24 protein-coding genes and 1 pseudogene are annotated in these 24625 nt (G+C 71.1%); 13 read left to right on the plus strand and 12 right to left on the minus strand.

What is annotated here, in order from left to right:
• The first annotated feature begins 162 nt into the window (after positions 1 to 162).
• The 4 genes from ACZ6QQ_RS29950 (at position 163) to ACZ6QQ_RS29965 (ending at position 3823) form a co-directional block, all read left to right on the plus strand.
• Positions 163 to 693 carry a SigE family RNA polymerase sigma factor gene (locus ACZ6QQ_RS29950; protein ID WP_465880825.1) on the plus strand — a complete coding sequence of 177 codons (531 nt, stop codon included), beginning with the start codon at positions 163 to 165 and terminating at the stop codon, positions 691 to 693.
• Positions 690 to 2171, plus strand: a complete 1482-nt coding sequence (locus ACZ6QQ_RS29955; RefSeq protein WP_465880826.1) for a hypothetical protein — start codon at positions 690 to 692, stop codon at positions 2169 to 2171. The genes ACZ6QQ_RS29950 and ACZ6QQ_RS29955 overlap by 4 nt, the downstream gene beginning before the upstream one ends.
• A gap of 84 nt (positions 2172 to 2255) precedes the next feature.
• Complete coding sequence (locus tag ACZ6QQ_RS29960) at positions 2256 to 2798, plus strand: RNA polymerase sigma factor (protein WP_465880827.1); 543 nt, start codon at positions 2256 to 2258, stop codon at positions 2796 to 2798.
• 11 nt (positions 2799 to 2809) lie between these two features.
• On the plus strand, positions 2810 to 3823 hold the full coding sequence (locus tag ACZ6QQ_RS29965) for a CU044_5270 family protein (RefSeq protein ID WP_465880829.1): 1014 nt from the start codon (positions 2810 to 2812) through the stop codon (positions 3821 to 3823).
• Between the two features lie 51 nt (positions 3824 to 3874).
• On the opposite strand, the gene ACZ6QQ_RS29970 is transcribed toward ACZ6QQ_RS29965, so the two are convergent.
• Positions 3875 to 4963, minus strand: coding sequence for a serine/threonine protein phosphatase (locus ACZ6QQ_RS29970; protein ID WP_465880831.1), 1089 nt, complete (start codon positions 4961 to 4963; stop codon positions 3875 to 3877).
• 101 nt (positions 4964 to 5064) lie between these two features.
• Between ACZ6QQ_RS29970 and ACZ6QQ_RS29975 the strand changes: the two genes are divergently transcribed.
• Positions 5065 to 5478, plus strand: a complete 414-nt coding sequence (locus tag ACZ6QQ_RS29975) for a VOC family protein (RefSeq protein WP_465880833.1) — start codon at positions 5065 to 5067, stop codon at positions 5476 to 5478.
• A 12-nt stretch (positions 5479 to 5490) separates the two neighbouring features.
• Here the strand turns inward: ACZ6QQ_RS29975 and ACZ6QQ_RS29980 are convergent, their stop codons facing one another.
• Positions 5491 to 5679: a DUF397 domain-containing protein gene (locus ACZ6QQ_RS29980; protein ID WP_465880948.1), complete on the minus strand. Its 189-nt coding sequence runs from the start codon at positions 5677 to 5679 to the stop codon at positions 5491 to 5493.
• Between the two features lie 343 nt (positions 5680 to 6022).
• Between ACZ6QQ_RS29980 and ACZ6QQ_RS29985 the strand changes: the two genes are divergently transcribed.
• The 3 genes and pseudogenes from ACZ6QQ_RS29985 to ACZ6QQ_RS29995 all read left to right on the plus strand — a co-directional run.
• Positions 6023 to 6541: a DUF6328 family protein gene (locus ACZ6QQ_RS29985; protein ID WP_465880834.1), complete on the plus strand. Its 519-nt coding sequence runs from the start codon at positions 6023 to 6025 to the stop codon at positions 6539 to 6541.
• 649 nt (positions 6542 to 7190) lie between these two features.
• Positions 7191 to 7445: a MerR family transcriptional regulator gene (locus ACZ6QQ_RS29990; RefSeq protein ID WP_465880949.1), complete on the plus strand. Its 255-nt coding sequence runs from the start codon at positions 7191 to 7193 to the stop codon at positions 7443 to 7445.
• Between the two features lie 159 nt (positions 7446 to 7604).
• Positions 7605 to 9578: pseudogene (locus tag ACZ6QQ_RS29995) on the plus strand (acyl-CoA dehydrogenase family protein); the annotation flags it as partial.
• 212 nt (positions 9579 to 9790) lie between these two features.
• Here the strand turns inward: ACZ6QQ_RS29995 and ACZ6QQ_RS30000 are convergent.
• The 8 genes from ACZ6QQ_RS30000 to ACZ6QQ_RS30035 all read right to left on the minus strand — a co-directional run bounded on the left by ACZ6QQ_RS30000 (position 9791) and on the right by ACZ6QQ_RS30035 (position 15453).
• Positions 9791 to 10396, minus strand: coding sequence for a hypothetical protein (locus tag ACZ6QQ_RS30000; RefSeq protein WP_465880836.1), 606 nt, complete (start codon positions 10394 to 10396; stop codon positions 9791 to 9793).
• 152 nt (positions 10397 to 10548) lie between these two features.
• Complete coding sequence (locus ACZ6QQ_RS30005; protein WP_465880837.1) at positions 10549 to 11538, minus strand: hypothetical protein; 990 nt, start codon at positions 11536 to 11538, stop codon at positions 10549 to 10551.
• A gap of 121 nt (positions 11539 to 11659) precedes the next feature.
• A complete protein-coding gene (locus tag ACZ6QQ_RS30010) occupies positions 11660 to 12070 on the minus strand; it encodes a Fur family transcriptional regulator (protein ID WP_465880839.1) in 411 nt (136 codons plus the stop codon).
• A gap of 49 nt (positions 12071 to 12119) precedes the next feature.
• The gene (locus ACZ6QQ_RS30015) at positions 12120 to 12440 is read right to left on the minus strand and encodes an ArsR/SmtB family transcription factor (RefSeq protein WP_465880840.1); all 321 of its coding nucleotides are present in this window, start codon (positions 12438 to 12440) and stop codon (positions 12120 to 12122) included.
• A gap of 16 nt (positions 12441 to 12456) precedes the next feature.
• Complete coding sequence (locus tag ACZ6QQ_RS30020; protein WP_465880841.1) at positions 12457 to 13362, minus strand: metal ABC transporter permease; 906 nt, start codon at positions 13360 to 13362, stop codon at positions 12457 to 12459.
• Complete coding sequence (locus ACZ6QQ_RS30025) at positions 13359 to 14144, minus strand: metal ABC transporter ATP-binding protein (protein WP_465880843.1); 786 nt, start codon at positions 14142 to 14144, stop codon at positions 13359 to 13361. The genes ACZ6QQ_RS30020 and ACZ6QQ_RS30025 overlap by 4 nt, the downstream gene beginning before the upstream one ends.
• A 14-nt stretch (positions 14145 to 14158) precedes the next feature.
• Entirely contained in the window at positions 14159 to 15109 is a 951-nt protein-coding gene (locus ACZ6QQ_RS30030; protein ID WP_465880844.1) for a metal ABC transporter substrate-binding protein, read from the minus strand.
• Positions 15110 to 15195: 86 nt separating this feature from the next.
• The gene (locus tag ACZ6QQ_RS30035; protein ID WP_465880846.1) at positions 15196 to 15453 is read right to left on the minus strand and encodes a DUF6703 family protein; all 258 of its coding nucleotides are present in this window, start codon (positions 15451 to 15453) and stop codon (positions 15196 to 15198) included.
• Between the two features lie 27 nt (positions 15454 to 15480).
• Between ACZ6QQ_RS30035 and ACZ6QQ_RS30040 the strand changes: the two genes are divergently transcribed.
• From ACZ6QQ_RS30040 to ACZ6QQ_RS30050, 3 genes are all read left to right on the plus strand, one after another.
• Positions 15481 to 15822: an antibiotic biosynthesis monooxygenase family protein gene (locus ACZ6QQ_RS30040; protein WP_465880847.1), complete on the plus strand. Its 342-nt coding sequence runs from the start codon at positions 15481 to 15483 to the stop codon at positions 15820 to 15822.
• Positions 15823 to 15928: 106 nt separating this feature from the next.
• Entirely contained in the window at positions 15929 to 16405 is a 477-nt protein-coding gene (locus ACZ6QQ_RS30045) for a hypothetical protein (RefSeq protein WP_465880950.1), read from the plus strand.
• Positions 16406 to 16533: 128 nt separating this feature from the next.
• Positions 16534 to 17913, plus strand: a complete 1380-nt coding sequence (locus tag ACZ6QQ_RS30050; RefSeq protein WP_465880849.1) for a glycine--tRNA ligase — start codon at positions 16534 to 16536, stop codon at positions 17911 to 17913.
• A 24-nt stretch (positions 17914 to 17937) separates the two neighbouring features.
• Here ACZ6QQ_RS30050 and ACZ6QQ_RS30055 read toward each other — a convergent pair whose 3' ends face one another.
• Positions 17938 to 18708 carry a hypothetical protein gene (locus ACZ6QQ_RS30055; RefSeq protein WP_465880850.1) on the minus strand — a complete coding sequence of 257 codons (771 nt, stop codon included), beginning with the start codon at positions 18706 to 18708 and terminating at the stop codon, positions 17938 to 17940.
• A gap of 73 nt (positions 18709 to 18781) precedes the next feature.
• On the opposite strand from ACZ6QQ_RS30055, the gene dusB reads away from it, so the two are divergent.
• On the plus strand, positions 18782 to 19933 hold the full coding sequence (gene dusB / locus ACZ6QQ_RS30060; protein ID WP_465880851.1) for a tRNA dihydrouridine synthase DusB: 1152 nt from the start codon (positions 18782 to 18784) through the stop codon (positions 19931 to 19933).
• 34 nt (positions 19934 to 19967) lie between these two features.
• Here dusB and ACZ6QQ_RS30065 read toward each other — a convergent pair whose 3' ends face one another.
• Complete coding sequence (locus ACZ6QQ_RS30065) at positions 19968 to 21635, minus strand: beta-N-acetylhexosaminidase (RefSeq protein ID WP_465880852.1); 1668 nt, start codon at positions 21633 to 21635, stop codon at positions 19968 to 19970.
• A 235-nt stretch (positions 21636 to 21870) separates the two neighbouring features.
• On the opposite strand from ACZ6QQ_RS30065, the gene ppdK reads away from it, so the two are divergent.
• Positions 21871 to 24603, plus strand: a complete 2733-nt coding sequence (gene ppdK, locus ACZ6QQ_RS30070) for a pyruvate, phosphate dikinase (protein ID WP_465880853.1) — start codon at positions 21871 to 21873, stop codon at positions 24601 to 24603.
• Positions 24604 to 24625 lie beyond the last annotated feature (22 nt).

Consider the following 24625-nt stretch of genomic DNA (forward strand, 5'->3'; position numbering starts at 1 on the left):
GTCGGCACCGAGGTCTTCGAAGGGCGGGTTCGCCGGCCGGGGCTGAGGTCCCGCTGCCCTCACGTTCAGCCACGTCCGACGCGTTCGGCTTTTTTCCGGGTCGGCTCAACCTTCGGCACTCCCTCCGGGTCGTGGTGGGTGACCGAGTTGAGGCGGGGGCCGATGACCGAGGACGACGAGCAGTTCCGGGAGTTCGTTGACACGCGCTACCTGGACCTGCTGCGGGTGGCGTACCACCTGACCGGGTCGGCGCAGGATGCCGAGGATCTGGTGCAGTCGGCGCTGGTGAAGGCGATGCGCCGGTGGCAGCGGATCGCCGAGCCGATGGCGTACCTGCGCCGGATCATGATCAACCAGCATGTCAGCACGTGGCGCCGGCAGCGGGTGCACGAGGTGTTGACGGCGTTCCTGCCGGAGCGGGCGGCCCGGGACACGGCGGACACGGTGGCGGAACGGCACGCCCTACACGACGCGATGCGTGCGCTGCCACCCCGTACCCGGGCGGTGATCGTGCTGCGTTACGTGGCCGACCTGCCGGAGGCGGAGGTCGCCGCGACCCTGGGCTGCTCGGTCGGCTCGGTCAAGAGCCTCGCGTCGAGGGGGCTGGCCCGGTTGCGGGTGGCACTGGCATCTTCGTCGCCGCTGGTGAGCGCGACCCGCTCGGCGACGACGCGTACGGGGGGAGCGCGATGAGCGTGGACGAGGAGCTGCGGGCGGCGCTGGACGACCTGACCAGGACGCTGCGCCCACAGCCGGATCCGTACGGCCGGGTCCGGGCCCGGTATCGGCGGACCCTGCGGCGGCGGGTGGCCGGGCTGGCGACCGCCGTGGTGGTCGCCCTGACCGGCGGTACCCTCGCCGTCGTCGTCGGCCCCGTCGGGTTGGCCGACCGCCCCCCGGCGATTCCTCCGGTCGACCCGACCGACGCCTTCGGACGGGTGCTGTCCTGGAGCGACAAACTGCTCATGTCCCCGATGCGTGGTGCGGTGGCACAGGACGCGGAGTATGTCCGGACACTCTCCCGTCTGCTGCTCCTGGCCCAGCACCGGGGCGAGTTCGAGCGGCTGACCGTGCCGGTGAACGCGGTACGGGTGCTGTACGCCGACGACGTCGGTGGCCGGCGGATCGCGTTGGTGGCGTTCGTCCGGGAGGCGCCCGATCCGGGCACCGGCTGGTTGAACGCCTCGGTGTGGCTGGATGCCGAGGCGGGTGCCGGCCCGGCCGCGTTGGCGGCGAGCGCGAAGGAGCGGGGCGTTTCCGACACGCTCGAACCCTACGAGGACGTTTCGATCGCCCCACCCGTTCCCGGCGGCCAGGCCACGGGGGTGCATGTGGCGGTCGCCCCGGACGAGTGTGTCTTCGCCACCGCCCCGGTCTCCGATCCGGGCCGGTGGACGGTCGAGCCGACCGGTTCCTACCTGGTCCGCGACCCGCGGACGACGCGGCCCGAGTGGTGGCGGGTGACCTGCGACGGGGTGGTCCGGGTGCTCCGACCGGGGCCGGGGTCGCTCGCCCCGGACGGCATCGGTGCGGAGCAGGCGACGGCGGCCCTGTCCCGGGTGCGCGGCACCGCCGATCCGCAGCGGGCCCGGCTGCTCGTGGCGCAGGCGGCCCAGCACTGGGGGTATCGGGTCACCGCACTGCCCACTGTGGTCTGGGGCGGGCGGATCACCGGCACGACGCAGCCGGACGCGAGTGTGGGTCCGGGCCGGGTGGTCGCCCGCTCGTTCGACGGGCTGGCGACGGTGCTGACCGCGCCGGCACTGGACGGTGGCTGGCTGGGCCGGGTGGAGATCGACTATGACCGGCCGGCGGCGGACGGGGCGATCGGCACCGGTGTGCTGTTCGAGGTGGGTACGGATCCGGCCAACCGGGCCGGGGTGCTCGGTGTGCCGCTCGGTGAGCAGGGGCGGCATCTGCTGGTGGTGACGCCGGTCGGAGCGGCTGCCGCCCGGGTCGTACGGGACGGGCGTGAGCTGGCTCGGGCGCCGGTCGCCGGAGCCGCCGTGGTGCTGGCGATGCCGTACCCGATCGTCGACGCGGATTCCACCGTCGACGGGCTGGTGGTGGAGGCGCTCGACGGTGCCGGGGTGTCGATGGCGACCGGGGTGGTGGCGACGGTCGGCAACGGCCAGCGGGGACGTGACGTGAGTGCCTGGCACGAGGAGTGACCGCCGGGGTCGAAACCACCGGTAATCATCTCGTCGGCGGCGACACAGAACAGGGTGAAGGTCGCCGACGAGTTGGGAGTTCGGATGGGTCCACCGCGCAGACGCGACGAGAGTTGGTTCACCGGGATCTACGCCGACCAGTACGCCCACATCGTGCGCTACGGCCAGCGCCGGCTCGGCGATCCGGAGGCGTCGGCGGAGCTGGCCCAGGAGGTCTTCGTGATCGCCTGGCGGCGCCGTGCCGAGGTCCCCGACCACACCCTGCCCTGGCTGTACGGGGTGGCCCGGCGCCTGTTGGCGAACCACTGGCGGGCCCGTCGGGGGGCGCCGGACGTACTGCCGATCGGGGAGGGGGAGCGGCTGTGGGAACCGGTTTCGGCCGGGCCGGAGGCGACCGTCGGGGTCGCCGATCTCCGTACCGCGTTGTCCACTCTCACCGATTTCGACCAGGAGATCCTTCGCCTGGTCGGGTGGGAGGAGCTGACCGTGTCCGAGGCGGCGCGGGTGCTCGGCTGCACCCGTACGACCGCTGCGGTGCGGCTGCACCGCGCCCGTGGACGACTGACCGCCGCGCTCGCCACCCGGAAGGCCCGGCCCGCGTCCCAGCCGGCGCCGGCCCGGCCCTGAGAGGAACCGTGATGTTCGGAGAACAGCAGATCCGTACCCTGCTCGGTCCGGCCGACCCGACCCGGACCGGTACCGTCGCACCGCCCCGGCTCTCGGCGCACGACGTGATCGTCCTCGCCGAGGCGGCCCCGGAGCCGGTCGACGTTCGCCCGGCCGCCCGCCCGACCCGGAGGCTCGTGCTCGCGGCGGGAGCGGCGGTCGCCCTGGCGGCCGCCGGCACCGTCGTCCACCTGTCGACTGACGAGACCCCGGAGGTGCCGACCGCCATCGGCCCTCCCGGTGGCATCCCGGCGAGGCGGGTGCTGGTACCGATCGCGTACCAGTTCCAGGACGGCAGCAGGCCGGCCGCCGCCGAACTGCGCGCCCTCGCCGGCCGGTTGCGGGACGCGCCGTACGAGAACAGCGTCGGCCGGTACGCCTACCACTCGTCGAAGTCGTACGGCGATCCGCTGATGGGCAACGGACCGTACGTGATGGGGCTGGTCAGTGAGCTGAAGGTCTGGCAGGCCGCCGACGGCACCGGGCAGCAGATCCGGACCGAACTCGACCCAGAGTTCCCGGACGAGGCGTCCCGCGACTACTGGACACGCAACCCGCCGCAGACGTCGAAGAAGGTCCCGCCACCCGGCCCGGATCCGCTGCCGTCGATGAGCATCCGGCCGCTGCCGTCGGACCGTGCCGGCCTGGCCGACCTGCTGAAGGTCGAGCACGGTGCGGGTGCCGTGGGCAAGGCGACCATGACGCTGTACGGGCGCTACGTCGTCCCGCGCCGGACCCGGGCGGAGATCCTGCGGGTGCTCGCCGACGTACCCGGTTTCAGTTGGCGGGGTGAGGTGACCGACCGGGCCGGGCGGACCGGGCTGGCGATCACCTTCGACGACCGTGCCCACGGTCAGCAGCACCTGCTGGTCTTCAACCCGACCACCGGCGAGCTGGCCGCGCACGAGCTGCTGACCCTCGAACCGCTGCGGATCAGCACCTACACGATGATCCTCGACACCGGCCGGACCGACACCGCCGGCTGACCCGTCGGCGCCGGGCCGCCGCCCGCCGGTGGCCCGGCGCCCGCACCTCGTTCACAGCCCGACGGGTCGCAGGTCGGACCCGACCGCCGCGATGACCCGTTCGATCTCGTCGGCCGGGTACGGGGTGGCCCGGCTGGTCCCGTGCAGGTGCCAGTAGAAGTCGTTCAGCGCCGCGCTGACCGGGGCGTACCGCGCGATGATCGCCGCAGCGGCCGGCGGCACATTGACCGGCTCCTCACCGGCGGCGTACCGGCGGACCAGTTCGTTGCGTTCCCGGGCGGTGAACGGCTTCGGACCGACCGCGCCGATCAGCGCCGTGACCAGCCAGTTGACCAGCGTCGTGACGGCGTAGGCGGCGTCGTGGGTCGCATTCGCCGCGAGGAAGTCCCGCTCGGCGGGGGCGAGGTCGAACCGGGGCGACGTCGCCAGGCCGAGATCGGCGAGGTAGAGCCGCCGGCCGTCGGTGAGGATGTTGCGGAAGTGGGTGTCGAAGTGCGTCAGCCCGTTCGCGTTCATGAACGCGACGTCGGCGATCAGGTGCCGTTCCACCATGACGCAGGCCGCCTCGGTCGCGTCGGTGCCGAGGGCGACCTGTTCGGCCAGCCACTGGTCCAGGGTCTGCGGCAGGTGTTCGAGGAAGAGCACCACGGTCGCGGACGACCGGGCGGCGGCCAGGATCCTTTCCCGTACGGCCGACGACCCGCCCCAGTACGCGACCGCGCCCTCCACGTCGGCGTACTCCTCCGGTGTCGGTACCGTCCCCGGCAGCACCCGCCAGTGGTACATCAGCGGGAAGCTCTCGCTCTGCCCGCCGAGCACCCAGTTGGTGGTCATCACGTTCGCGGCCAGCTCCCGCCACACGCCGAATCCCGGCCCGCCGACGCCGTACTGGCACTCGGTGGGAAGGCCGAACATGTTGGCGGTCGACCGGACGTTTCCGGGCCGCCGTTCCAGATCGGTCAGGGGTACGCGTTTGGCGAAGACCGGTACGCCCTCGACCTCCAGCGCGACGGCCGCGCCTCCGATGCCGGTCCCCACGGCGGACGCCTCGTCCACCAGTTTGCCGAGTTGTCGGTCACTGATCAGGGCCAGGGCGGTGGACACCACCGAATGACTGCGCAGCCGCGCGGTATGGGACATGCCGGAAGTTTATGGAGTCGGATCGATCAAGACTGTCCCCGGAATCGTCGCCGGGGACTATCCTGCGAGCGCTGTCCAGGTCGCTGCGCACGGAGGTTCCGGTGGTCTCTCGTCTCAACCCGTACATCAGCTTCGACGGCACTGCCCGGCAGGCGATGGAGTTCTACCAGGGCGTCTTCGGCGGCGATCTGAGCCTGAGCACGTTCGGCGAGTTCGGGGCCGCCGGCCCGGAGGACGCGGACAAGATCATGCACGGCCGGCTGGACACCGCGAGCGGCTACACCATCATGGGCGCCGACACCCCGCCCGGAATGACGTACAACCGGGGGGACAACGTCGTGGTGAGTCTCAGCGGGAACGACGCCGACGAACTGCGGGGCTACTGGGAGAAGCTGTCCGACGGCGGCGACGTGTCGGTTGCCCTGGCAAAGCAGATCTGGGGCGACGAGTACGGCGCCTGCACGGACCGGTTCGGCGTCGCCTGGATGGTCGACATCGAGCAGCCACAGGGTTGAGCCGTCCCGCCGTCAGCGCTCCTTGACCGTGCCGCCGAACGCCTGCCAGGCCGTGGGGTCGAAGGTGAGCGCGGGGCCCTGGCGGTCCTTGCTGTCACGTACGCCGACGATGCCGGGCAGGTTGTCGGCCACCTCGACGCACGTGTTGCCACCGTTGGACGAGCGGGTGGACGTGCGCCAGGTCGCGCCGGTCAGCTCCATGTCTGCGCCACTTCCTTGATCAGGTTGATGGACTGCCGGTGGGGCAGTGCCTTGCTCCGAATCCGCGTCCTCGAAACCGGCCAGCAGGAGCGGGCCGTTCAGGCCGACGTGTACGCCGACCTCGTACGGCACCACGTGGATGTCGACCTGCGGCAAGCTCCTCGATTTGTGGTACCGCGGGGCGAAGCGTGGCGTGACTGTGGAATCGGTACGAAGTGGGCGGCGTCCGGGTTGACGGCGTCCGGTTAGCGACGTTCGTCACCGGTGAGCCTTGTTCATGTTTGGCGAAAACGCGGGTCGGGCAAACCTGGCCCCAACCAAACATGAACGAGAGGTGGCCTGGGTGTCCAAGGAGACCGAGAAGCAGCGCTGGCAGCGCAACTTCGCCGATCTGCTCCAGGAGTTGCGGGTCGCGCAGACCGGCGTGCAGATCCTGTTCGCGTTCCTGCTGACGCTCCCGTTCAGCAACGGCTTCCCGGACACGAGCCAGTTCCAGAAGGACGTGTACGTGGTGGCGCTGCTCGCCGCCGCCGCCGCGACCGCGCTGATCATCTCGCCGGTGGCGTTCCACCGGGCGCTGTTCCGGCAGGGGCGCAAGCCCGAACTGGTGCTCTTCGCGCACAGCATGGCCACCGGCGGGCTGGCGTTCATGTTGATCGCGATGGTCAGCGCGGTGCTGCTGATCACCGACTTCGTCCTGCCCCGCCCGATCGCGCTCCTGCTCAGTGGCGTGACCGCCATCTGGTTCCTGACCTTCTGGGTCGCGCTGCCGTTCATGCGCCGCAAGTGGGGCGAGGACGAGGACGACGAGGACGAGGATGCGGTGGAGGAAGACCGGCCGAGGGTGCTGCCGGGGAGCTGACCGGGAGCGAACCGGTCGCGGTAGCGGAGCGTCACCGGTCGATGTCGCAGAGCTGAGATGAACTCACTAAAAAAACTATCGCGGTTGAGGTAGATATTGGTTGCCGGGCGGTGTAGTGTTCCTGGTGTCGAGAGAGCACGATCAACGAAGACGCGGACGAACTGACCGGCACGCGAGGACGCGACCGGCAGCGGAGTCGGGGCCAGGCAGGTAACCAGGGTTCCGACTCGACGGACACCGTCGAAAGTGCATGGGGCCAGGTGGTTGTGAGGGGCTCCGGCAGCGACGGGCATAGAAGTGAAGCACGGCAAGGCAAATGAAGTAACAGCAGTAACACGTAGAGGAATCAGAGGAAAGGGGAGGGAAAACACCGTTGGATCGCCCGTCAGCTGCGCTCTTGCGCGCGGACGGACACCGTAGTCCCATCGTAAGGAAGGTGGTCTCCGGTCACGATTATGCGATCCGCGTACCGTCAGTCGCTTCGAGCGGCCGGTGCGCAAGCGAGAGACCGGCGTCAGCGCCGGTAAATGGTGTTCAACCCAAGACCCTGGGCCCCGGTGCTTCGGCACCGGGGCCCTCGTGACGTGGAGGTGCAGTGGGTCAAGACCCGAACACGACGTTCGACGACGAGCACTACCCGGCCTACACGATGGGCCGAGCCGCAGAGATGCTCGGGATCACCCCGGGATTCCTGCGCAGCCTCGACGAGGCGAAACTGATCGAACCGCAACGCTCGGCCGGCGGTCACCGCCGTTACTCCCGCTACCAGTTGCGCCTGGCCGCCCGCGCCCGCGAACTGGTCGACCAGGGCACCGCCCTGGAGGCGGCCTGCCGGATCATCATCCTGGAGGACCAGCTCCAGGAAGCCCTGCGGATCAACGAAGAGCTGCGCGAACGCGAGTGACCGATCCCGGTACGCCGACTCTTCGGCGTACCGGCACAGCGTTCCGCCACTGTCGGAAATCCGCGGGAGTGCACAAACCTACCGTTGGGTAACAGGGCGCAGTAGCGTTGTCCGCGCAGGCAGCGCGGCTTCAGCCGTACCTCGCGCTAGGGGGTTGCCATGACCACCACCCAGGATGACCGGCCGGTGCCGGCCCGCTCGACCGACGGCGTCGGGCCGCTGCCGAAGGAAGCCGGTCAGGTCTCCGAAAAGGAAGCCCGCCAGGTCGCCGAGGCGGCCCGGGAAACCGACTGGGGCAAACCGAGCTTCGGCCGGGAACTCTTCCTCGGCCGGTTCCGGCTCGACCTGATCGACCCGTGGCCCCGCACCGACCCGGACCGCGCAGGCAAGGCCGAGGAGTTCCTCGCCCGGCTCGACGACTACGTCCGCACCGAGGTCGACGGGGCCGCGATCGAACGCGACGCCCGCATCCCCGACGAGGTCTTCCACGGCCTGGCCCGGCTCGGCGCCTTCGGCATGAAGATCGACGAAAAGTACGGCGGACTCGGCCTGTCGAACCTGCACTACTGCCGGGCGCTGGCGCTCGCCGGCTCGGCCAGCCCGGCGATCGGCGCGCTGCTCAGCGCCCACCAGTCGATCGGGGTCCCACAACCGTTGAAGATGTTCGGCTCCGACGAGCAGAAACAGCGGTTCCTGCCCCGGCTCGCCGCCGGTGAGGTCTCCGCGTTCCTGCTCACCGAACCGGACGTCGGCTCCGACCCGGCCCGGCTGGCGACCACCGCCGAACCCACCGAGGACGGCACCGGCTACCGGCTCAACGGGCTCAAACTCTGGGCCACCAACGGCACCGTCGCCACCCTGCTCGTGGTGATGGCCCGGGTGCCGGCCGGCGACGGGCGGCGCGGCGGGATCACCGCGTTCGTGGTCGAGGGCGACTCGCCCGGCATCACGGTGGAGCGGCGCAACACCTTCCTCGGCCTGCGCGGGCTGGAGAACAGCGTCACCCGCTTCCACGACGTGATCGTGCCGAAGGAGAACGTCATCGGCGGCGAGGGCAAGGGCCTGAAAATCGCCCTGACCACGCTCAACACCGGCCGGCTGTCGCTGCCGGCGATGTGCGTCGGCGCCGCCAAGTGGTCGCTGAACGTGGCCCGCGAATGGTCCGCCGAACGGGTCCAGTGGGGGCGGCCGGTCGGCCGGCACGAGGCGGTGGCGAAGAAGCTCTCCTTCATCGCCGCCAGCACGTACGGCCTGGAGACCATGCTCGACCTCTGCTGCCTGCTCGCCGACGACGACCGCAACGACATCCGGATCGAAGCCGCCCTGGTCAAGCTCTACGCCAGCGAGATGGCCTGGCAGATCGGCGACGAACTGGTCCAGATCCGGGGCGGGCGCGGCTACGAGACCGCCGACTCGCTCGCCGCCCGTGGCGAACGACCCGCCGCCGTCGAACAACTCCTGCGCGACCTGCGGATCAACCGGATCTTCGAGGGCTCCACCGAGATCATGCACCTGCTGATCGCCCGCGAGGCGGTCGACGCCCACCTCTCCGTCGCCGGGGACATCATCGACCCCGAGGCCGGACTCGGGCGCAAGGCCCGCGCCGCCGCCTCCGCCAGCGCCTTCTACGCGAAATGGCTGCCCACGCTCGCGGTCGGCCGAGGCCAGCAACCCCACTCGTACGCCGAGTTCGGTCCACTGGCCCGGCACCTGCGCTACGTCGAACGGTCGTCGCGCAAACTGGCCCGGTCGACGTTCTACGCGATGTCCCGCTGGCAGGGCAAACTCGAACGCAAGCAGGCGTTCCTCGGCCGGATCGTGGACATCGGCGCGGAACTGTTCGCGATGGCGGCGGTCGCCGTACGGGCCCGCGCCGAATCCGACCACCGTCCCGAGGGCGTCGAACTGGCCGACCTGTTCTGCCGCCAGGCGCGGTCCAGGGTGGAGATCCTGTTCCACACGCTCTGGGAGAACACCGACCCGGTCGACGTGCTGGCGGCCGAGCGGATCCTCGCCGGCCGGTACGCGTTCCTCGAAGACGGTGTGCTCACCCCGCCGGCCGAGCGGGACTGGGTCGCCGGCTGGGAACCGGGCCCGGCCACCGTGTCGGACGTACGTCGCCGGATCCCACCCGACCCGTCCGCCGCCACCGGCCACGACCACCCGGCGTGGCTACCAGACGACGAGGATGACCAGGGCGACCACGGCCAGGTTGAGCGGAATCAGGACCAGGTAACCGATCCGGGGGATGCCGCGCCCCCGCTGGGCCGCCCAGAGCAGGGCGGCCGCGTAGAGCAGCAGGAGGACGCTCAGTAGACCCAGCAGGATACGCACAGTTGTCGACTCTATCGACCGACGCGCAGACCGAGACGCCGTAGTTCCAGTGCGGCCAGTGCGTCGACGGTGGTCTCGTCACCGAGGCGCCACGCCTGGGCCACGTCCGGGTCGATCCGGGTCAGCTGGCGCAGTGGTTGGTTGGCCAGCGCCCGCAGGGCGAGCAGGTCCCGGCCGGCCGGTGCGTCCCGCAACGAGGTCGCCGCACTGGCCCGGCGGATCCACCGCACCCGCAGCGGCAACCAGCCGAGCAGCACCAGGGCGAGCGGGAAGACCAGTGCGAGCAGGGCCAGCGTCAGGGCCAGGTCACCGACCTGTTCCTGCTGGTTGTGACCTGCTTCGGCCAGTGACCGGGCGGCGTCGGCGGCCCGGTCGAACGGCCCGGTCAGCTCGTCGCCGACCAGCGGCGTACGGCCGATCTTGTCGCTGGTCTCGGTGAAGTTCCGGGCCAGGTCGGTGCCGGCGCCCTCCAACTTCTGGCCCGGTACGGCGAGTTTCTGGATCAGGTCGTGGAGCCACATCGAGAACCGGATCGACAGGTAGACCCAGGCGATCACGAGCAGGTCGGTGAGCAGTTGCCGGGCGGCCTTCGGAAAACGGTCGGCGTAAATCTTCACGCCGGACAGGGTGTCACGTCCCGGCCGACCGCACGAGATCCCGGCGGACGCACTTCGCCTCCTACCGGCGCCGGTCGGGGGTTGACCGGTGGTGCCGGTAGAGGGGGACAGGCGGGTGCGTCCGCCGGGTCCCGTGGTGGGGCCGGTGAAGGTCAGGCCCAGGGGGCGGTCGGGTACCAGGGGATGATCTCGCGGCGGGCGAGCAGGCGTACGTCCCAGTAGAGGAAGGTGAAGACGCCGGCCACCAGCAGCGCGACCGCCGTGACAACGGTGATCCGGCGCGGGTTGGTGGCGATCCACCGCTGCAACCGCCCGCCGACCGTGTACGTCAACAGCAGGAACAGCACCGCCATCACCACCACGTTGCCCAGCGACTGGAGGGTGAACGCGGCGGCGCCGTACAGCGGGTTGCCGCTCTCGGCGGCGTCCCGGAACATCTGCCGGAACAGCGGGAACGGTCGGCCGATCAGGAAGGCGCCTATCAGCAGGCCCATGAACACCATCGGCGCGTTCGGGTAACGCCGGGTGATCCGGGCGAACGGGTCGCGTACCACGCCGAGCGACGCCAGCCCGAGGTAGGTCATGGCGAGCCCGACCAGTCCGAACACCACCATCGACTGGATGCTGCGCGGTGACAGTTCACCGGGCGCGTTCGGCGCGGTGGAGAACTGCGGCATGTCGGTCCCGACCAGCCCGACGATGATCCCGTACGGAATCGAGACGGCGATCATGCCGACGAAGAGCCAGCCGAGCGGTTGCAGGGTCTGACCGATCCGCTGCCACCGTCCGCCGGTGCCGCCGAGCAGCGGTGCCACCGCACCGAACGCGGCGATGTTGCAGGCGGTGAACGTGCCGGCCAGCCCGGAGACGAAGGCGAACGCGATCCCGGCGGCGATGCCGGCGATCGGGGTCTCCTTGGCGTCGTGGCCGAGCAGCGTGTTCGCGACGTTGTCACCGATGGTCGAGTCGACGAACTCCGCCGACCAGACCACGGTCAGCAGGAAGCCGCCGAGCACGCTGAGCAGGATGATGAGACCTCGCCGCCGGGGGAAATAGCCATTGACCAGCGTCGAGGTTGGTGCTGAGTCGGGAACTACCGTCGAGGGGATGTGGATGAGGTCCGGATCGCGCGTCTGACTCACTGCGGTCCTCCCGATTCGCGGCCGATAATTCAGGTGGCGGCAAATGTGTCGACCGAGTATCCGTTCGGGAAGATCACAGCGGCCACTTCGAGGTTGCGCAAATTCGGGCCGGTGAATGTGTTCAGGCGGCGCAGTCGGGGCAGCTGCCGAAGATCTCCAGCGTGTGGCTGACGTTCGCGTACCCGTGTTTGGCGGCGACCCGGTCGGCCCAGTTCTCCACCGCCGGCCCCTCGATCTCGACCGTACGGCCACAGCCCCGGCAGACCAGGTGGTGGTGGTGCCCGTCGCTGCACCGCCGGTAGAGGTGCTCGCCACCGGCCGGGCGCATCACGTCGATCTCGCCCGCGTCGGCCAGCCCCTGCAACGTCCGGTAGACGGTGGTCAGCCCGACCCGTTCGCCCCGGTCGCGGAGCATCCCGTGCAGGTCCTGGGCGCTGTGGAAGCCGGCCACCTCGGCCAGCAGGGCGCTGACCGCGCTGCGCTGCCGGGTGTTGCGTACGGCGGGGTTGGTCTCCGTTTCCGCGTCCGTCATGTCGTCCTCCAGCTCGGGTCGGTCCGCCGACCGTACCCGCTCGGGTGGGTCAGCTCGCCGACAACCGGGCCGGGGCCGCCTCGCCCGCGTGGCTGACGGCGTCCGCGACGATGTGCGCGATGTGCTCGTCGACCAGCGCGTACGCGATCTCCCGGCCCCGGCGGGAACCGCGCACCACACCGGCCCCGCGCAGCACCCGCAGGTGCTGGGAGACCAGGGGCTGGGCCGCGCCGAGCTTCTCCACCAACTCGTGCACGCAACGCTCGCCGTCGGCAAGTTCCGTGACGATCGCGACCCGGATCGGAGCGGACAGCGCGCGCAGCAGTTCACCCGCGCTCTCGTACACCTCGTATCCGGTTCCCCTGGTCACCTCGTAACGGTAACCACTATCGTCCCCGTCCGACCAACGGGGCGGGGTGATCCAGCACCGACTCCGGCGCCTCGACCGGCGAAACGCCCGCCGTGACCGGAACCACCCGGCGGCGGACCGCCCGCCAGGCGACACCGCCGACGGCGACGAGCAGGAAACCGGCGATGGAGACCACCACGATCGTCGCACCCGGTGCGGTGTCGGCCGTTCCGGCCAGCCACACCCCGACCGCGGCGGCGAGCAGGCCGAGCGTCATCGCCGCCGTCATGGTGCTGCGGAAGCCCCGGGTGAACTGCTGCGCGGTGGCGACCGGGATCACCATCAGGGCGCTGATCAGCAGCAGGCCGACGGTCCGCATGGCGATCGTCACGGTCACCGCCGTGGTCGCGGCGAGCAGCAGGTTGAGCGCGCGTACCGGCACCCCGGAGACGCGGGCGTACTCCTCGTCGTGCGAGATGGCGAACAGCACCGGGCGCAGACCCAGCATGGTGACCAGCACCACGGCCGCGACCACCACGATCACCACCAGGTCCCGGGGCGCCGTCGTGGTCAGCGCGCCGAACAGGTACGACATCAGGTTCGCGTTGCTGCGGTTGGAGGAGAGGCCGACCAGCATCACCCCACCGGCGATGCCGCCGTAGAACAGCAGCGCCAGGGCCAGGTCACCGGAGGTCCGGCCGCGTTCCCGGACCAGTTCGATGGCGACCGCGCCGACCGCCGAGACGACCACGGCGGTGAGCACCGGGGAGGTGTTCAGCAGCAGCCCCACCCCGACCCCGGTGAGAGCCACGTGTCCGACCCCGTCACCGATCAGCGACATCCGGCGCTGCACCAGGTAGATCCCGAGCGCCGGGGCGGCCAGCCCGATGACGAGCGCGCCGACCAGCGCGCGGAGCATGAAGTCGTACTGGAAGAGGCTCATTCGATGCACAACCCCGGTAGTTCCTCCGGACCGTGCGGGTGGACGTGGTCGTGCCCGGCACCGGCGTGGTGACCCGCCGGCTCCGGCACCGCGCCGTCGTGCACGATCTCCCCCTGGGCGACGACGACCGCCCGGCTGATCAGCGGGGCCAGTGGGCCGAGTTCGTGGGCGACGAGCAGGACCGTGCCGCCGTCGGCGACGAAGTGGCGCAGCGCCCCGGCGAACGCCTCCTGGCTGGCCGCGTCGACCCCCGCGGTCGGCTCGTCCAGGATCAGCAGCTCCGGCTGCCCGGCCAGGGCACGGGCGATCAGGGTGCGCTGCTGCTGCCCGCCGGAGAGGGTGGCGACCGGGTCGCCGGCCCGGTCGGCGAGGCCGACCGCGCGCAGGGCGCTGGCCACCGCCGTCCGGTCGGCCGCAGCGGGTGGGCGCAGGAAACCGCGCCGGGCCAGCCGGCCGGAGCCGACCACCTCGGCCACCGTCGCCGGCACCCCGCCGCCCGCGCCGAGCCGCTGCGGTACGTAACCGAGCCGGGCCCACTGCCGGAACCGCCGCAGCGGGGTGCCGAACAGCTCGACCGAGCCGCCGCTCAGTGGCACCAGCCCGAGCACGGCCCGGATCAGTGTCGACTTGCCCGAACCGTTCGCCCCGAGGACGGCCACCACCTCACCGGCGCCCACCTGGAGCGAGACGCCGCGCAGGATGGGACGCTCGGCGTAGGCGACAACCGCCCGCTCGACGGTGACCACCGTCCGGGGCGGCTCGCGCCGATCTCCTCGGTCCATCCCTAGATGGTCGCTCATGGGCAGTTCAGCGCGGTCTTCAGGGCGCCGAGGTTGGTCCGCATCACCGAAAGGTAGTCCCCGGTCCCGCCGTCGGACAGCCCCTCGATGGGGTCGAGGACGGCGGTCTTGGCCCCGACCTCGCGGGCGATGGTCTCGGCGACCTTCGGGCTGACCAGGGTCTCGAAGAAGATCGTGGTGGCGCCGTGCTCGCGGGCCTCGTCGGCCACCTCGGCCAGCCGCTTCGGCGACGGCTCGTCCTCCGGGGTGATGCCGGAGATGCCGACCTGTTCGAGCTGGTAGCGGGCGGCCAGGTAACCGAAGGCGGTGTGCGCGGTCACCAGTTCCCGACGCTGGCAGTCGCGCAGGCCCTGGGTGTACTCCTGGTCCAGCGCGGTCAGCTCCGTACGCAGTGTCTGCGCCCGCGCGGTGTAGTCGGCGGCCCGCTCCGGGTCGGCCTTGCCCAGCCGTTCGGCGAGCTTGTCGCCGATGGTGGCGAGCCGGGTCGGGTCGAGCCAGACGTGCGGGTCCTTGACCCCGGACTGCTCGCCGGCACCGGCGCCGGCCTCCTCGTGTTCGTGGCCGCCGGTCGGGGCGTCGCGCAGCGGTTCCACCCCGGCGACGTCGAAGGTACGGTCACCGCCGACCTGCTCCACCGCGTCGTCCACGGCCGGCTGGAAGCCCTTCAGGAAGACGATCACGTCGGCGTCGCTGACCTGGCCGACCTGGCTCGGGTTCAGCTCCAGGTCGTGCGGCTCGGCCCCCGGCTTGGCGAGGTTGGTCACCCGTACGGCGTCGCCGCCGACCCGCTCGGCGACGTACTGGAGGGGGTAGAAGGCGGCGACCACGTCCACCCGGCCGGCGGCGTCATCCCCGGCGGTGTCCTGCCCGCAGGCGGCGAGGCCGCCGAGCGTGAGCAGGGCGCTGGCGGCGACGGCCAGGGTACGGGCAGCGGAGCGGTTCAGCATGCCCCTACTTTCCGCGCGAATGAGAATGATTGTCAAAAACGCATGCTTGCATGTGAGAAGGCTTCGCCTCCGCGCGGGCAGACCGGTCAGAGGATCTTGACCAGGGCGACCGCCACCAGCAGGGTCAGCATCAGCAGGCGGATGATCCGGGTCGCCGGCGGCTGCACCGGCCAGGTGAGCCGGAGCAGGGCGAGCAGGCCGGCGGCGAGCGCCAGCAACACCGCCCCGCCGACGATTCCGGGGGCGAAGAGGCCCACCAGCACCACGGCGACCGTGGCGAGGAACACCACCGTCGGGTTCACCCGGGCCAGCCGGGCCAGCAAGACGCTCTGCGTACGCTGCATGGCACAGACTCTACGAGGAGGCACCGGGTGCTGGTGACGAACCGGTTCGTGGTCGACGAGGACGTCGCCGCGTCCTTCACGGAACGGGCGCACGCCGCGCTGGCGGCACTGGCCGCCCGGCCCGGCTATCTGCGCGGGCAACTCGTCCGCGCCCTGGAGGACCCCCGGCAGTGGTCGCTGGTGACCGAGTGGGAGTCGGTCGGCACCTACCGCCGGGCGCTCGGCGCGTTCGACGTCAAGGTGTACGCCACCCCGCTGCTCGCCGAGTCGCTGGACGAGCCGTCGGCGTTCGAGGCCCTAGCCACCGCCGAACCGGGCGGGCCGGTCGAGGTCGCGGTCAGTGACCGGGCCACTGATCCGAGCCGATGAGATCGCGGGCACTACCCTTGCGTCCATGACCAACCCGGGGCCGGCCGGCCCGCCGATGCCGTACCCGGTGACGCCCGGACCGGAGGCGACACCCACGCCGTACGGTGTGCCCGCGCCGCCGCCGGGGCCGGGTGTGACGCCCCCGTTCGCCGCCCCGCCGACCGAGGGCCGGACCATGCGGGTCTGGCTCGGGCTCGGGGCGGCCGCCCTGGGAGTCGTGCTCTGCTGCGGTGGCGGGGTGGCGGCCGTGGTCGGTCTGACCGTCGCCGGCAGCGAGGCGATCAACGAGCAGGCCCGCGCGGTCGCCGGTGACTACTTCGAGGCCGTCCGCGACGAGGAGTTCGACAAGGCGTACGACTTCCTCTGCGACGCGGTCCAGCGCCGGGAGTCGCCGAGCGAGTTCGAGCGACGGGTCGCCGAGGAGCCGGAGATCGACTCGTTCCGGATCGGCGAGGTGACGGCGGTCAACGACCTGATCGTGCCGGTCGGTGTCACCTACAGCGGTGGTGGCCGGGACGACCTGCGGGTCCGGTTGGCCCAGGACAGCCGGACCGGCGAGCTGGAGATCTGCGGCATCAGCTGACCGCACCGGCCGGCCGCCGACGGGCGGGCGAGCCGAGGCGGCGGGCGGCCGGGCCGGTCGGCGGAGTAATCTGCCTTCCGTCCCTGACCCGTCCCCGCCGACCGCCAGTCGGCGTAGGAGGAGAACCAATGCCGGCCGACCGTATCGATGCCGTGGTCAGTCTCGCCAAGCGTCGAGGCTTCGTCTTCCCCTCCAGCGAGATCTACGGAGGCACCCGGTCGGCCTGGGACTACGGTCCGCTCGGCGTCGAGCTGAAGGAGAACGTCCGGCGCCAGTGGTGGCGCAACATGGTGCAGCAGCGCGACGACGTGGTCGGTCTCGACTCGGCCGTCATCCTCGCCCGTGACGTCTGGGCCGCCTCCGGGCACCTGGAGGCGTTCGTCGACCCGCTGACCGAGTGCCAGTTCTGCCACAAGCGGTTCCGCGCGGACCACCTGGAGGAGGCGTTCGAGGCCCGCAACGGCCGCCCGCCGACCTCGCTCGCCGAGCTCAACTGCGCCAACTGCGGCAACAAGGGCACCTTCACCGAGCCGCGCATGTTCAACGGCCTGATGAAGACCCACCTCGGCCCGGTGGAGAGCGACGAGGGACTGCACTACCTGCGGCCGGAGACGGCGCAGGGCATCTTCGTCAACTTCGCCAACGTGATGACCTCGGCGCGCAAGAAGCCGCCGTTCGGCATCGCCCAGGTCGGCAAGTCGTTCCGCAACGAGATCACGCCGGGCAACTTCATCTTCCGCACCCGCGAGTTCGAGCAGATGGAGATGGAGTTCTTCGTCGAGCCGGGCACGGACGAGCAGTGGCACGAGTTCTGGCTGCGGGAGCGCTGGAACTGGTACCTCGACCTCGGGCTGAGCGAGTCGAACCTGCGCCTGTTCGAGCACCCGAAGGAAAAGCTCTCGCACTACTCGAAGCGCACCGTGGACATCGAGTACAGGTTCATGTTCGGCGGCACCGAGTTCTCCGAGTTGGAGGGGATCGCCAACCGGACCGACTTCGACCTCAGCACGCACAGCAAGCACTCCGGGGTCGACCTCTCCTACTTCGACCAGGAGAAGGGCGAGCGCTGGATGCCGTACGTGATCGAGCCGGCCGCCGGCCTGACCCGCGCGGTGCTGGCCTTCCTGCTGGAGGCGTACGACGAGGACGAGGCGCCGAACACCAAGGGTGGCGTGGACAAGCGGACCGTGCTGCGGTTCGATCCCCGGCTCTCCCCGGTGAAGGTGGCCGTGCTGCCGCTGTCGCGCAACCCCGAACTGTCCCCGAAGGCCCGCGCCCTCAGTGAGGCGCTGCGCAGGCGTTGGGTGGTCGAGTTCGACGACTCGCAGGCGATCGGCCGGCGGTACCGCCGCCAGGACGAGATCGGCACCCCGTTCTGCGTCACGGTCGACTTCGACACCCTGAATGACAACGCGGTCACCGTACGGAACCGGGACACCATGTTGCAGGAGCGGATCTCACTCGACCAGGTGGAGAACTACCTGGTCGAGCGCCTGCCCGGCTGCTGAGCCACCGGCTCGGCCCGGCCGCGGTCAGGCGGCCAGCCACATCAGTGGGAGCGCCACCGCGATCACGACCACTCCGATGACGCCGAACGTCCGGGCCAGCATCCGGGAGTCGGCTATCGCGGCGACCCGGCGGGCGTGCACCTGCTCGCCGGTGTCGGTGGTGAGGACCGTCACCGGTCCGCGCCGGGACGCGCCGAGCATGGTCTGCCCGTTGACGGACCGGGCGCTGCCGACCGCGTACACCCGCTGGCCGGCGTGCACGATCAGCTCGGTCAGCACCAGGGTCTCGTGCTTGGCGGTGCCGACGAACACGTTCCGGGGAACGATCGCCGGTACGGAGTCCTCGTCGTCGCGGCGGTAGCGCCAGGCCGTCGTGGTGGTGATCAGCGGGTCCCCGTCGGTCGACCTGCGGTGCAGCAGTCGGGGGTCGACCAGCAGGTGCCCGGTGTGGTCCTGGAGCGCGGGCGGCCCCGGCGCCTCCTGCGCCCACAGGTGGTCCGCGCTCGACGCGGTGTCGTCGTAGCGGCGCGACGGTTCGCGGATCAACTCGACGGCGTACCAGGCGCAGGTGGTGCCGGTGATCGGGGAGATCACCAGTCCGGCCGGGCCGGCCGTGGTCGTGCCGGCGACAGCCAGCCGGTGCCGGCCGGGGTGCCATTGCGCGGCGGGCACCAGCGGGGTTCGTTCCAGGATCCGCCGCTGGCGGGCCTCGCCCCAGCGGAGCAGGACCGCCACCCCGCTGACGACGAGCAGGGCGCACCCCAGGCCGAACAGCAGTGCGGCAAAGGTAAGCACGGCCGTAAATATAAAGCAGATCGGCGGCGGGGGTCCTTACCGATCGTGCGGTCCGAGGTGGGATCCTCGGAGGATGACGTCGACCGCCGCCGGGGCCGTGCCGGGTTCGTTGGCCATCGGCGGGCACCTGGTCTGGCCACCGGTGGTGCTCGCGCCGATGGCCGGCATCACCAATGTCGCCTTTCGTCAGCTCTGTCGGGAACAGGGCGGTGGCCTCTACGTCTGCGAGATGGTGACCACCCGCGCACTGGTCGAGCGGAACCCGCGCACGATGCGCATGATCGCCTTCGGCGCCGACGAGCGCCCGCGCAGCCTCCAGCTCTACGGCGTGGATCCGGAGACCACCGCGGCGGCGGTCCGGATGGTGGTCGAGGAGGACCTGGCCGACCACATCGACCTCAACTTCGGCTGCCCGGTGCCGAAGGTCACCCGCAAGGGCGGCGGCGCGGCGTTGCCGTGGCGGCGCCGGCTCTTCGCCCGGCTGGTCCGGGCCGCGGTCGAGGCGGCGGCACCGGCCGGGGTGCCGGTCACGGTGAAGATGCGCAAGGGCATCGACGACAACCACCTGACGTACGTCGAGGCCGGTCTCGCCGCCCAGGAGGCGGGGGTGGCGGCGGTGGCGCTGCACGCGCGTACGGCCGAGCAGCGCTACTCGGGCAGCGCGGACTGGGACGCGATCGCGACGCTGAAGCAGGCGCTGGACGTACCGGTGCTGGGTAACGGCGACATCTGGGAGGCGGACGACGCGCTGCGGATGGTGGCCGGGACCGGGGCGGACGGCGTGGTCGTCGGCCGGGGCTGCCTGGGGCGGCCGTGGCTCTTCGCCGACCTGGCGGCGGCCTTCGCCGGGCGGTCCGAGCGGCGGCTGCCCGACCTCGGTCGGGTGGCGGCGACGATGCGCCGGCACGCCGAGTTGCTGGCCGAGTGGCTGGGCAGCGAGCGGGACGGCTGCACCGACTTCCGCAAGCACGTGGCCTGGTATCTGAAGGGCTTCCCGGTCGGCGGCGAACTGCGCCGGGCAATGGCGATGATCAACAGTTTGGCCGAGTTGGACGACCTGCTCGGCAAGCTCGATCCGGCCGAACCGTTCCCGGTCAGCACCCTCGGCCAGCCGCGCGGCCGGACCAACTCGCCCGGCAAGGTCCACCTGCCCGACGGCTGGCTGGCCGACCGGGACAGCGACGCCGTACCGGCCGGCGCCGAGATGGACGACTCCGGCGGCTGACCCGCGCTGGTGGCCGCGCAAACGCGACGAGGTGCTACCGGGTCCGGATCGCCTCGGTCTCGCCGACCGGGCCGATCTCCCGGCGCGGGGCCGGGACGGTGGGTGTCTCGTCGGGCGTGATCGGCCAGGGGACCTCGGGTGAGCGGTAGAACTCGATCCCGGCGAGACCCCAGCGCGGTGCCTGGGCGGCCAGCCGGAGCCGGAACGAGTCCCAGTCCCGCGTGTTCGCCGCCGACCAGCCCAGTTCGGCGACCGCGACCAGCCGGGGGAAGGTCATGAACTCGATCTCGGCCACGGTACGGATCGTCTCCGTCCACAGTGGTGCCTCGACGCCGAGTACGGCCTCCGCCGGCACCCCGTCGAGGTACGACCCCGGATCCCAGTCGTACGCGGTGCGCACCTCGATCAGCCCGGCCCAGTCCTGCCCGAGCGGGGTCCGCTCGGTGTACTTCATGTCCAGGTAGGTGCGGTTTCCCGGCGACATGATCACCCGCGCGCCGTGGCGTACCGCCGTGGTGACGTGCTCGTCGGTGGTGGTCGTGCCCCAGTACTGGAGCACCCGGCCCGGTACGTGCTCGGTCGGGGCGAGCTGGTGCCAGCCGACCACCGTCTTGCCCTTGGCGGCGACGATCCGTTGCACCCGGTTCATCACGGTGGCGTAGGCGGCCGGGTCGAGCGTCCACGCCTCGTCACCACCGACGTGCAGGTACGGGCCGGGGGTCAGGGCGGCCAGCTCGCCGAGCACGTCGTCGACGAAGTCGTACGTCCGCTCGCTCGTCACGGCCACGGAGCTGAACCCGACCTCGGTGCCGGTGTACGGCGGCGGCGCGACCCCGTCCGGCGCGAGTTCCCCGTACGCGCTCAGTGCCGCGTTGGTGTGGCCGGGCAGGTCGATCTCGGGTACGACGGTGATCCGGCGGACGGCGGCGTACTCGACGATGGTCCGGTAGTCGGCCTGGGTGTAGTAGCCGCCGGTGCCGCCGTCGACCTCGGTGGCGCCGCCGATCTCGGCCAGCCGGGGCCAGGAGTCGATGGCGATCCGCCAGCCCTGGTCGTCGGTGAGGTGCAGGTGCAGGTGGTTGAGCTTGTAGCGGGCGAACTGGTCGACGAGGCGGAGCACGTCGGGGACCTCGAAGAAGTGCCGGGAGACGTCGAGCATGGCGCCCCGGTAGGCGAACCGGGGTGCGTCGACGATCCGCCCACCGGGCACCGGCCACGGGCCGGGACGGGGCGTGGTGCTCTCGATCTCCGCCGGCAGGAGCTGCCGCAGCGTCTGTACGCCGTAGAAGAGACCGTCGGCGCTGGCCGCCCGGATCACCACACCCTCGGCGGTCACGTCGAGGACGTACCCGCCCTCGGACCCGGTGGCCGGTGTGGGGGTGGTCGGGTCGAGAAGCAGGGTGATGGCACCGGTCGGGGGAGTGTCGGGGTCGAGCGCGGTGACCGGCAGTGGGTAGCCGGTGGCCGGGCGGAGCAGTTCGGCCAGCTGGTCGCCGACCGCGCTGGCGGCCGGTTCGGCACTGGTCCGGATCCCGGTCCCGGCGGTCAGCGGGTAGTACACGCCGGGGCTGGGTCGCACCTCCACCGGGGCGGGGACCACGTCGGTGAACCGGATTCCGGTGCCGGCCGCCGCCGGAACGTCGGAGCGCTGTCCGGGCGCCGGGGGGTGCGTACGGGACTGCTCCAGGGGTGCACTGCTCATCGTCAGTCAGCTTCCTCGCGGCCGGTCCGGGGGGTGTGCGCTGCACGGTGCCGTACCAAGGTTAGCGCTGCTCGGGTGCGTGCTCGTGCACGTGGAAGCGCTCCCATAAACCGGTACGAACACGGACAGGGACCGCACCTGTGCCGATTGTCACCCAATACTGACGGGTCGCCTTAGCCTGGCTTAACCTTCGCGGACTCAACCTTCGTTCAGCGTCGTACGTGGGAGGCTTCTGGTGGCATCGAGCGAAACCGCAGCGAGGGACAGCACAGCGGGGGAACCGCACACGTTCGTGTACGACTTCGCCGAGGGCAACATGGGTCTCAAGGACCTGCTCGGCGGCAAGGGCGCGAACCTGGCCGAGATGACCAACCTCGGCCTGCCGGTACCGCCCGGCTTCACCATCACCACCGAGGCCTGCCAGGCGTACCTGGCCACCGGAACCGCCCCCGCCGAACTCGCCGAACAGATCACCGGGCACCTGACCGCGCTGGAACGGGCGATGGGCAAGCGGCTCGGCGACCCGGCCGACCCGCTGCTGGTCTCGGTCCGCTCCGGGGCGAAGTTCTCCATGCCGGGAATGATGGAGACCGTCCTCAACGTCGGGCTCAACGATGCCAGCGTGGCCGGGCTCGCCGCCCAGGCCGGCGGAAACGAACGGTTCGCCTGGGACTCCTACCGCCGGCTGATCCAGATGTTCGGCAAGACCGTCTGCGAGGTGCCCGGCGAGGAGTTCGAACACGCGCTGGACGAGGCGAAACGGGCCAAGGACACCACCGACGACCTCGACCTGGACGCGGCCGACCTGCGGGCGCTGGTCGACACGTACAAGACGATCTTCCGCAAGCACACCGGGCGGGACTTCCCGCAGACCCCGCGCGAACAGCTCGACCTGGCCATCTTCGCCGTCTTCGGCTCGTGGAACGCCGACCGGGCGGTGCTCTACCGCCGGCAGGAGCGGATCCCGGCCGACCTCGGCACGGCGGTCAACGTGGTGGCGATGGTCTTCGGCAACCTCGGCCCGGACTCCGGCACCGGGGTCGCGTTCACCCGCGACCCGGCCAGCGGCGCCCAGGGCATCTACGGCGACTACCTGGCCAACGCGCAGGGCGAGGACGTGGTCGCCGGCATCCGCAGCACCGTCCCGCTGCAACACCTCGAAAAGCTCGACCCCCGCTCGTACGGCGAACTGCTCGGCATCATGGCCCGGCTGGAGGAGCACTACCGCGACCTGTGCGACATCGAGTTCACCATCGAGCGCGGCAAGCTCTGGATGCTCCAGACCCGCGTCGGCAAGCGCACCGCGGCAGCCGCGTTCGTGATCGCCGGGCAGCTCGTCGACGAGGGGCTGATCGACCTGGACGAGGCGCTGCACCGGGTCAGCGGCGCGCAACTCGCCCAGCTGATGTTCCCGAGGTTCCGGTTGGAGCACGACATCGCGCCGCTGGCCGCCGGCGTCGGGGCCTCACCGGGCGCGGCCGTCGGCCGGGTGGTCTTCGACGCCGCCCGCGCGGTCGAGCTGGCCGGTCAGGGCGAGGACGTCATCCTGGTCCGCCGGGAGACCAGCCCGGACGACCTGCCCGGCATGATCGCCGCCCGGGGAATCCTCACCTCGCGCGGCGGCAAGACCAGTCACGCCGCCGTGGTGGCCCGGGGCATGGGCAAGACCTGTGTCTGCGGCGCCGACGCCCTCGACGTGAACGTCCGCGCGAAGCAGTTCACCGCGCACGGGCAGGTGGTGAAGGAGGGTGACGTCGTCTCGATCGACGGCACCACCGGTCGGGTCTACCTCGGCGAGGTGCCGGTGTCGCCGTCCGAGGTGGTGCGCTACTTCGAGGGGAGCCTGGAGCCGGCCGAGTCGGACGATCCGCTGGTGCAGGCCGTACACCGGATCATGATGCACGCCGACCAGCGGCGGGTGCTGCGGGTCCGGACGAACGCCGACACCGGCGAGGACGCGGCCCGCGCCCGGCGGTTCGGGGCCGAGGGGATCGGCCTGTGCCGGACCGAGCACATGTTCCTCGGTGACCGGCGGGAGTTGGTCGAGCGGCTGATCCTGGCCCGCACCGACACCGACCGGCAGGAGGCGCTGGCGGCACTGCTGCCGCTGCAACGGGCCGACTTCGTGGAGATCTTCCGCGAGATGGACGGCCAGCCGGTGACCGTACGCCTGATCGACCCGCCGCTGCACGAGTTCCTGCCGCCACTGGAGGAACTGGCGGTCAACGTCGCCGTCGCCCAGGAACGCGGTCAGGACGTGGCCAAGCAGGAGGCGCTGCTGTCGGCGGTACGCCGGATGCACGAGCAGAACCCGATGCTCGGGCTGCGCGGGGTCCGCCTCGGCCTGGTCATCCCCGGCCTGTTCGCGATGCAGGTACGGGCGATCGTCGAGGCGGCGGTGGCGTGCGCCCGCGACGGTCTGGTGGCCGAGCCGGAGATCATGGTCCCGCTGGTCGGCGCGGTACAGGAACTGGAGACCGTACGCGCCGAGGCGGAAAAGATCATCACCGAGGTGGTCGGCGACAGTGGCGTGAAGGTGCTGGTCGGCACGATGATCGAGGTGCCCCGGGCGGCGCTGACCGCCGGCCAGATCGCCGAGGCGGCCGAGTTCTTCTCCTTCGGCACCAACGACCTGACCCAGATGGGCTGGGGCTTCTCCCGCGACGACGTGGAGGGCGCCTTCTTCTGGCGTTACCTGGAGCTGGGCATCTTCGGCATCTCCCCGTTCGAGTCGATCGACCGGGACGGGGTCGGCCGGCTGGTCCGGATCGCCACCGAAGAGGGTCGGGCCGCCCGACCCGGACTCAAGATCGGGGTCTGTGGCGAGCACGGCGGCGACCCGGAATCGGTGCACTTCTTCCACGAGGTCGGGCTCGACTACGTCTCGTGTTCACCGTTCCGGGTGCCGGTCGCCCGGCTGGAGGCCGGTCGCGCCGCGATCGGGACCGCCGGCTCGGACAGCCGCTGACCGGATGGACTGTCCACCGGGG

It is taken from the genome of Micromonospora sp. NPDC049529 (genome assembly GCF_055586685.1).

What these genes read in the sequence shown, in the direction of transcription:
- ACZ6QQ_RS30010 (WP_465880839.1), bottom strand. Translation starts at nt 12,070, where the DNA reads ATGACGGACGCGGAAACGGAGACCAACCCCGCCGTACGCAACACCCGG.
- ACZ6QQ_RS29950 (WP_465880825.1), top strand. Translation starts at nt 163, where the DNA reads ATGACCGAGGACGACGAGCAGTTCCGGGAGTTCGTTGACACGCGCTAC.
- ACZ6QQ_RS29990 (WP_465880949.1), top strand. Translation starts at nt 7,191, where the DNA reads ATGGGCCGAGCCGCAGAGATGCTCGGGATCACCCCGGGATTCCTGCGC.
- ACZ6QQ_RS30050 (WP_465880849.1), top strand. Translation starts at nt 16,534, where the DNA reads ATGCCGGCCGACCGTATCGATGCCGTGGTCAGTCTCGCCAAGCGTCGA.
- ACZ6QQ_RS30020 (WP_465880841.1), bottom strand. Translation starts at nt 13,362, where the DNA reads ATGAGCCTCTTCCAGTACGACTTCATGCTCCGCGCGCTGGTCGGCGCG.
- ACZ6QQ_RS30030 (WP_465880844.1), bottom strand. Translation starts at nt 15,109, where the DNA reads ATGCTGAACCGCTCCGCTGCCCGTACCCTGGCCGTCGCCGCCAGCGCC.
- ACZ6QQ_RS29965 (WP_465880829.1), top strand. Translation starts at nt 2,810, where the DNA reads ATGTTCGGAGAACAGCAGATCCGTACCCTGCTCGGTCCGGCCGACCCG.
- ACZ6QQ_RS30025 (WP_465880843.1), bottom strand. Translation starts at nt 14,144, where the DNA reads ATGGACCGAGGAGATCGGCGCGAGCCGCCCCGGACGGTGGTCACCGTC.
- ACZ6QQ_RS30035 (WP_465880846.1), bottom strand. Translation starts at nt 15,453, where the DNA reads ATGCAGCGTACGCAGAGCGTCTTGCTGGCCCGGCTGGCCCGGGTGAAC.
- ACZ6QQ_RS29980 (WP_465880948.1), bottom strand. Translation starts at nt 5,679, where the DNA reads ATGGAGCTGACCGGCGCGACCTGGCGCACGTCCACCCGCTCGTCCAAC.
- ACZ6QQ_RS29960 (WP_465880827.1), top strand. Translation starts at nt 2,256, where the DNA reads ATGGGTCCACCGCGCAGACGCGACGAGAGTTGGTTCACCGGGATCTAC.
- ACZ6QQ_RS29955 (WP_465880826.1), top strand. Translation starts at nt 690, where the DNA reads ATGAGCGTGGACGAGGAGCTGCGGGCGGCGCTGGACGACCTGACCAGG.
- ACZ6QQ_RS29970 (WP_465880831.1), bottom strand. Translation starts at nt 4,963, where the DNA reads ATGTCCCATACCGCGCGGCTGCGCAGTCATTCGGTGGTGTCCACCGCC.
- ACZ6QQ_RS30065 (WP_465880852.1), bottom strand. Translation starts at nt 21,635, where the DNA reads ATGAGCAGTGCACCCCTGGAGCAGTCCCGTACGCACCCCCCGGCGCCC.
- dusB (WP_465880851.1), top strand. Translation starts at nt 18,782, where the DNA reads ATGACGTCGACCGCCGCCGGGGCCGTGCCGGGTTCGTTGGCCATCGGC.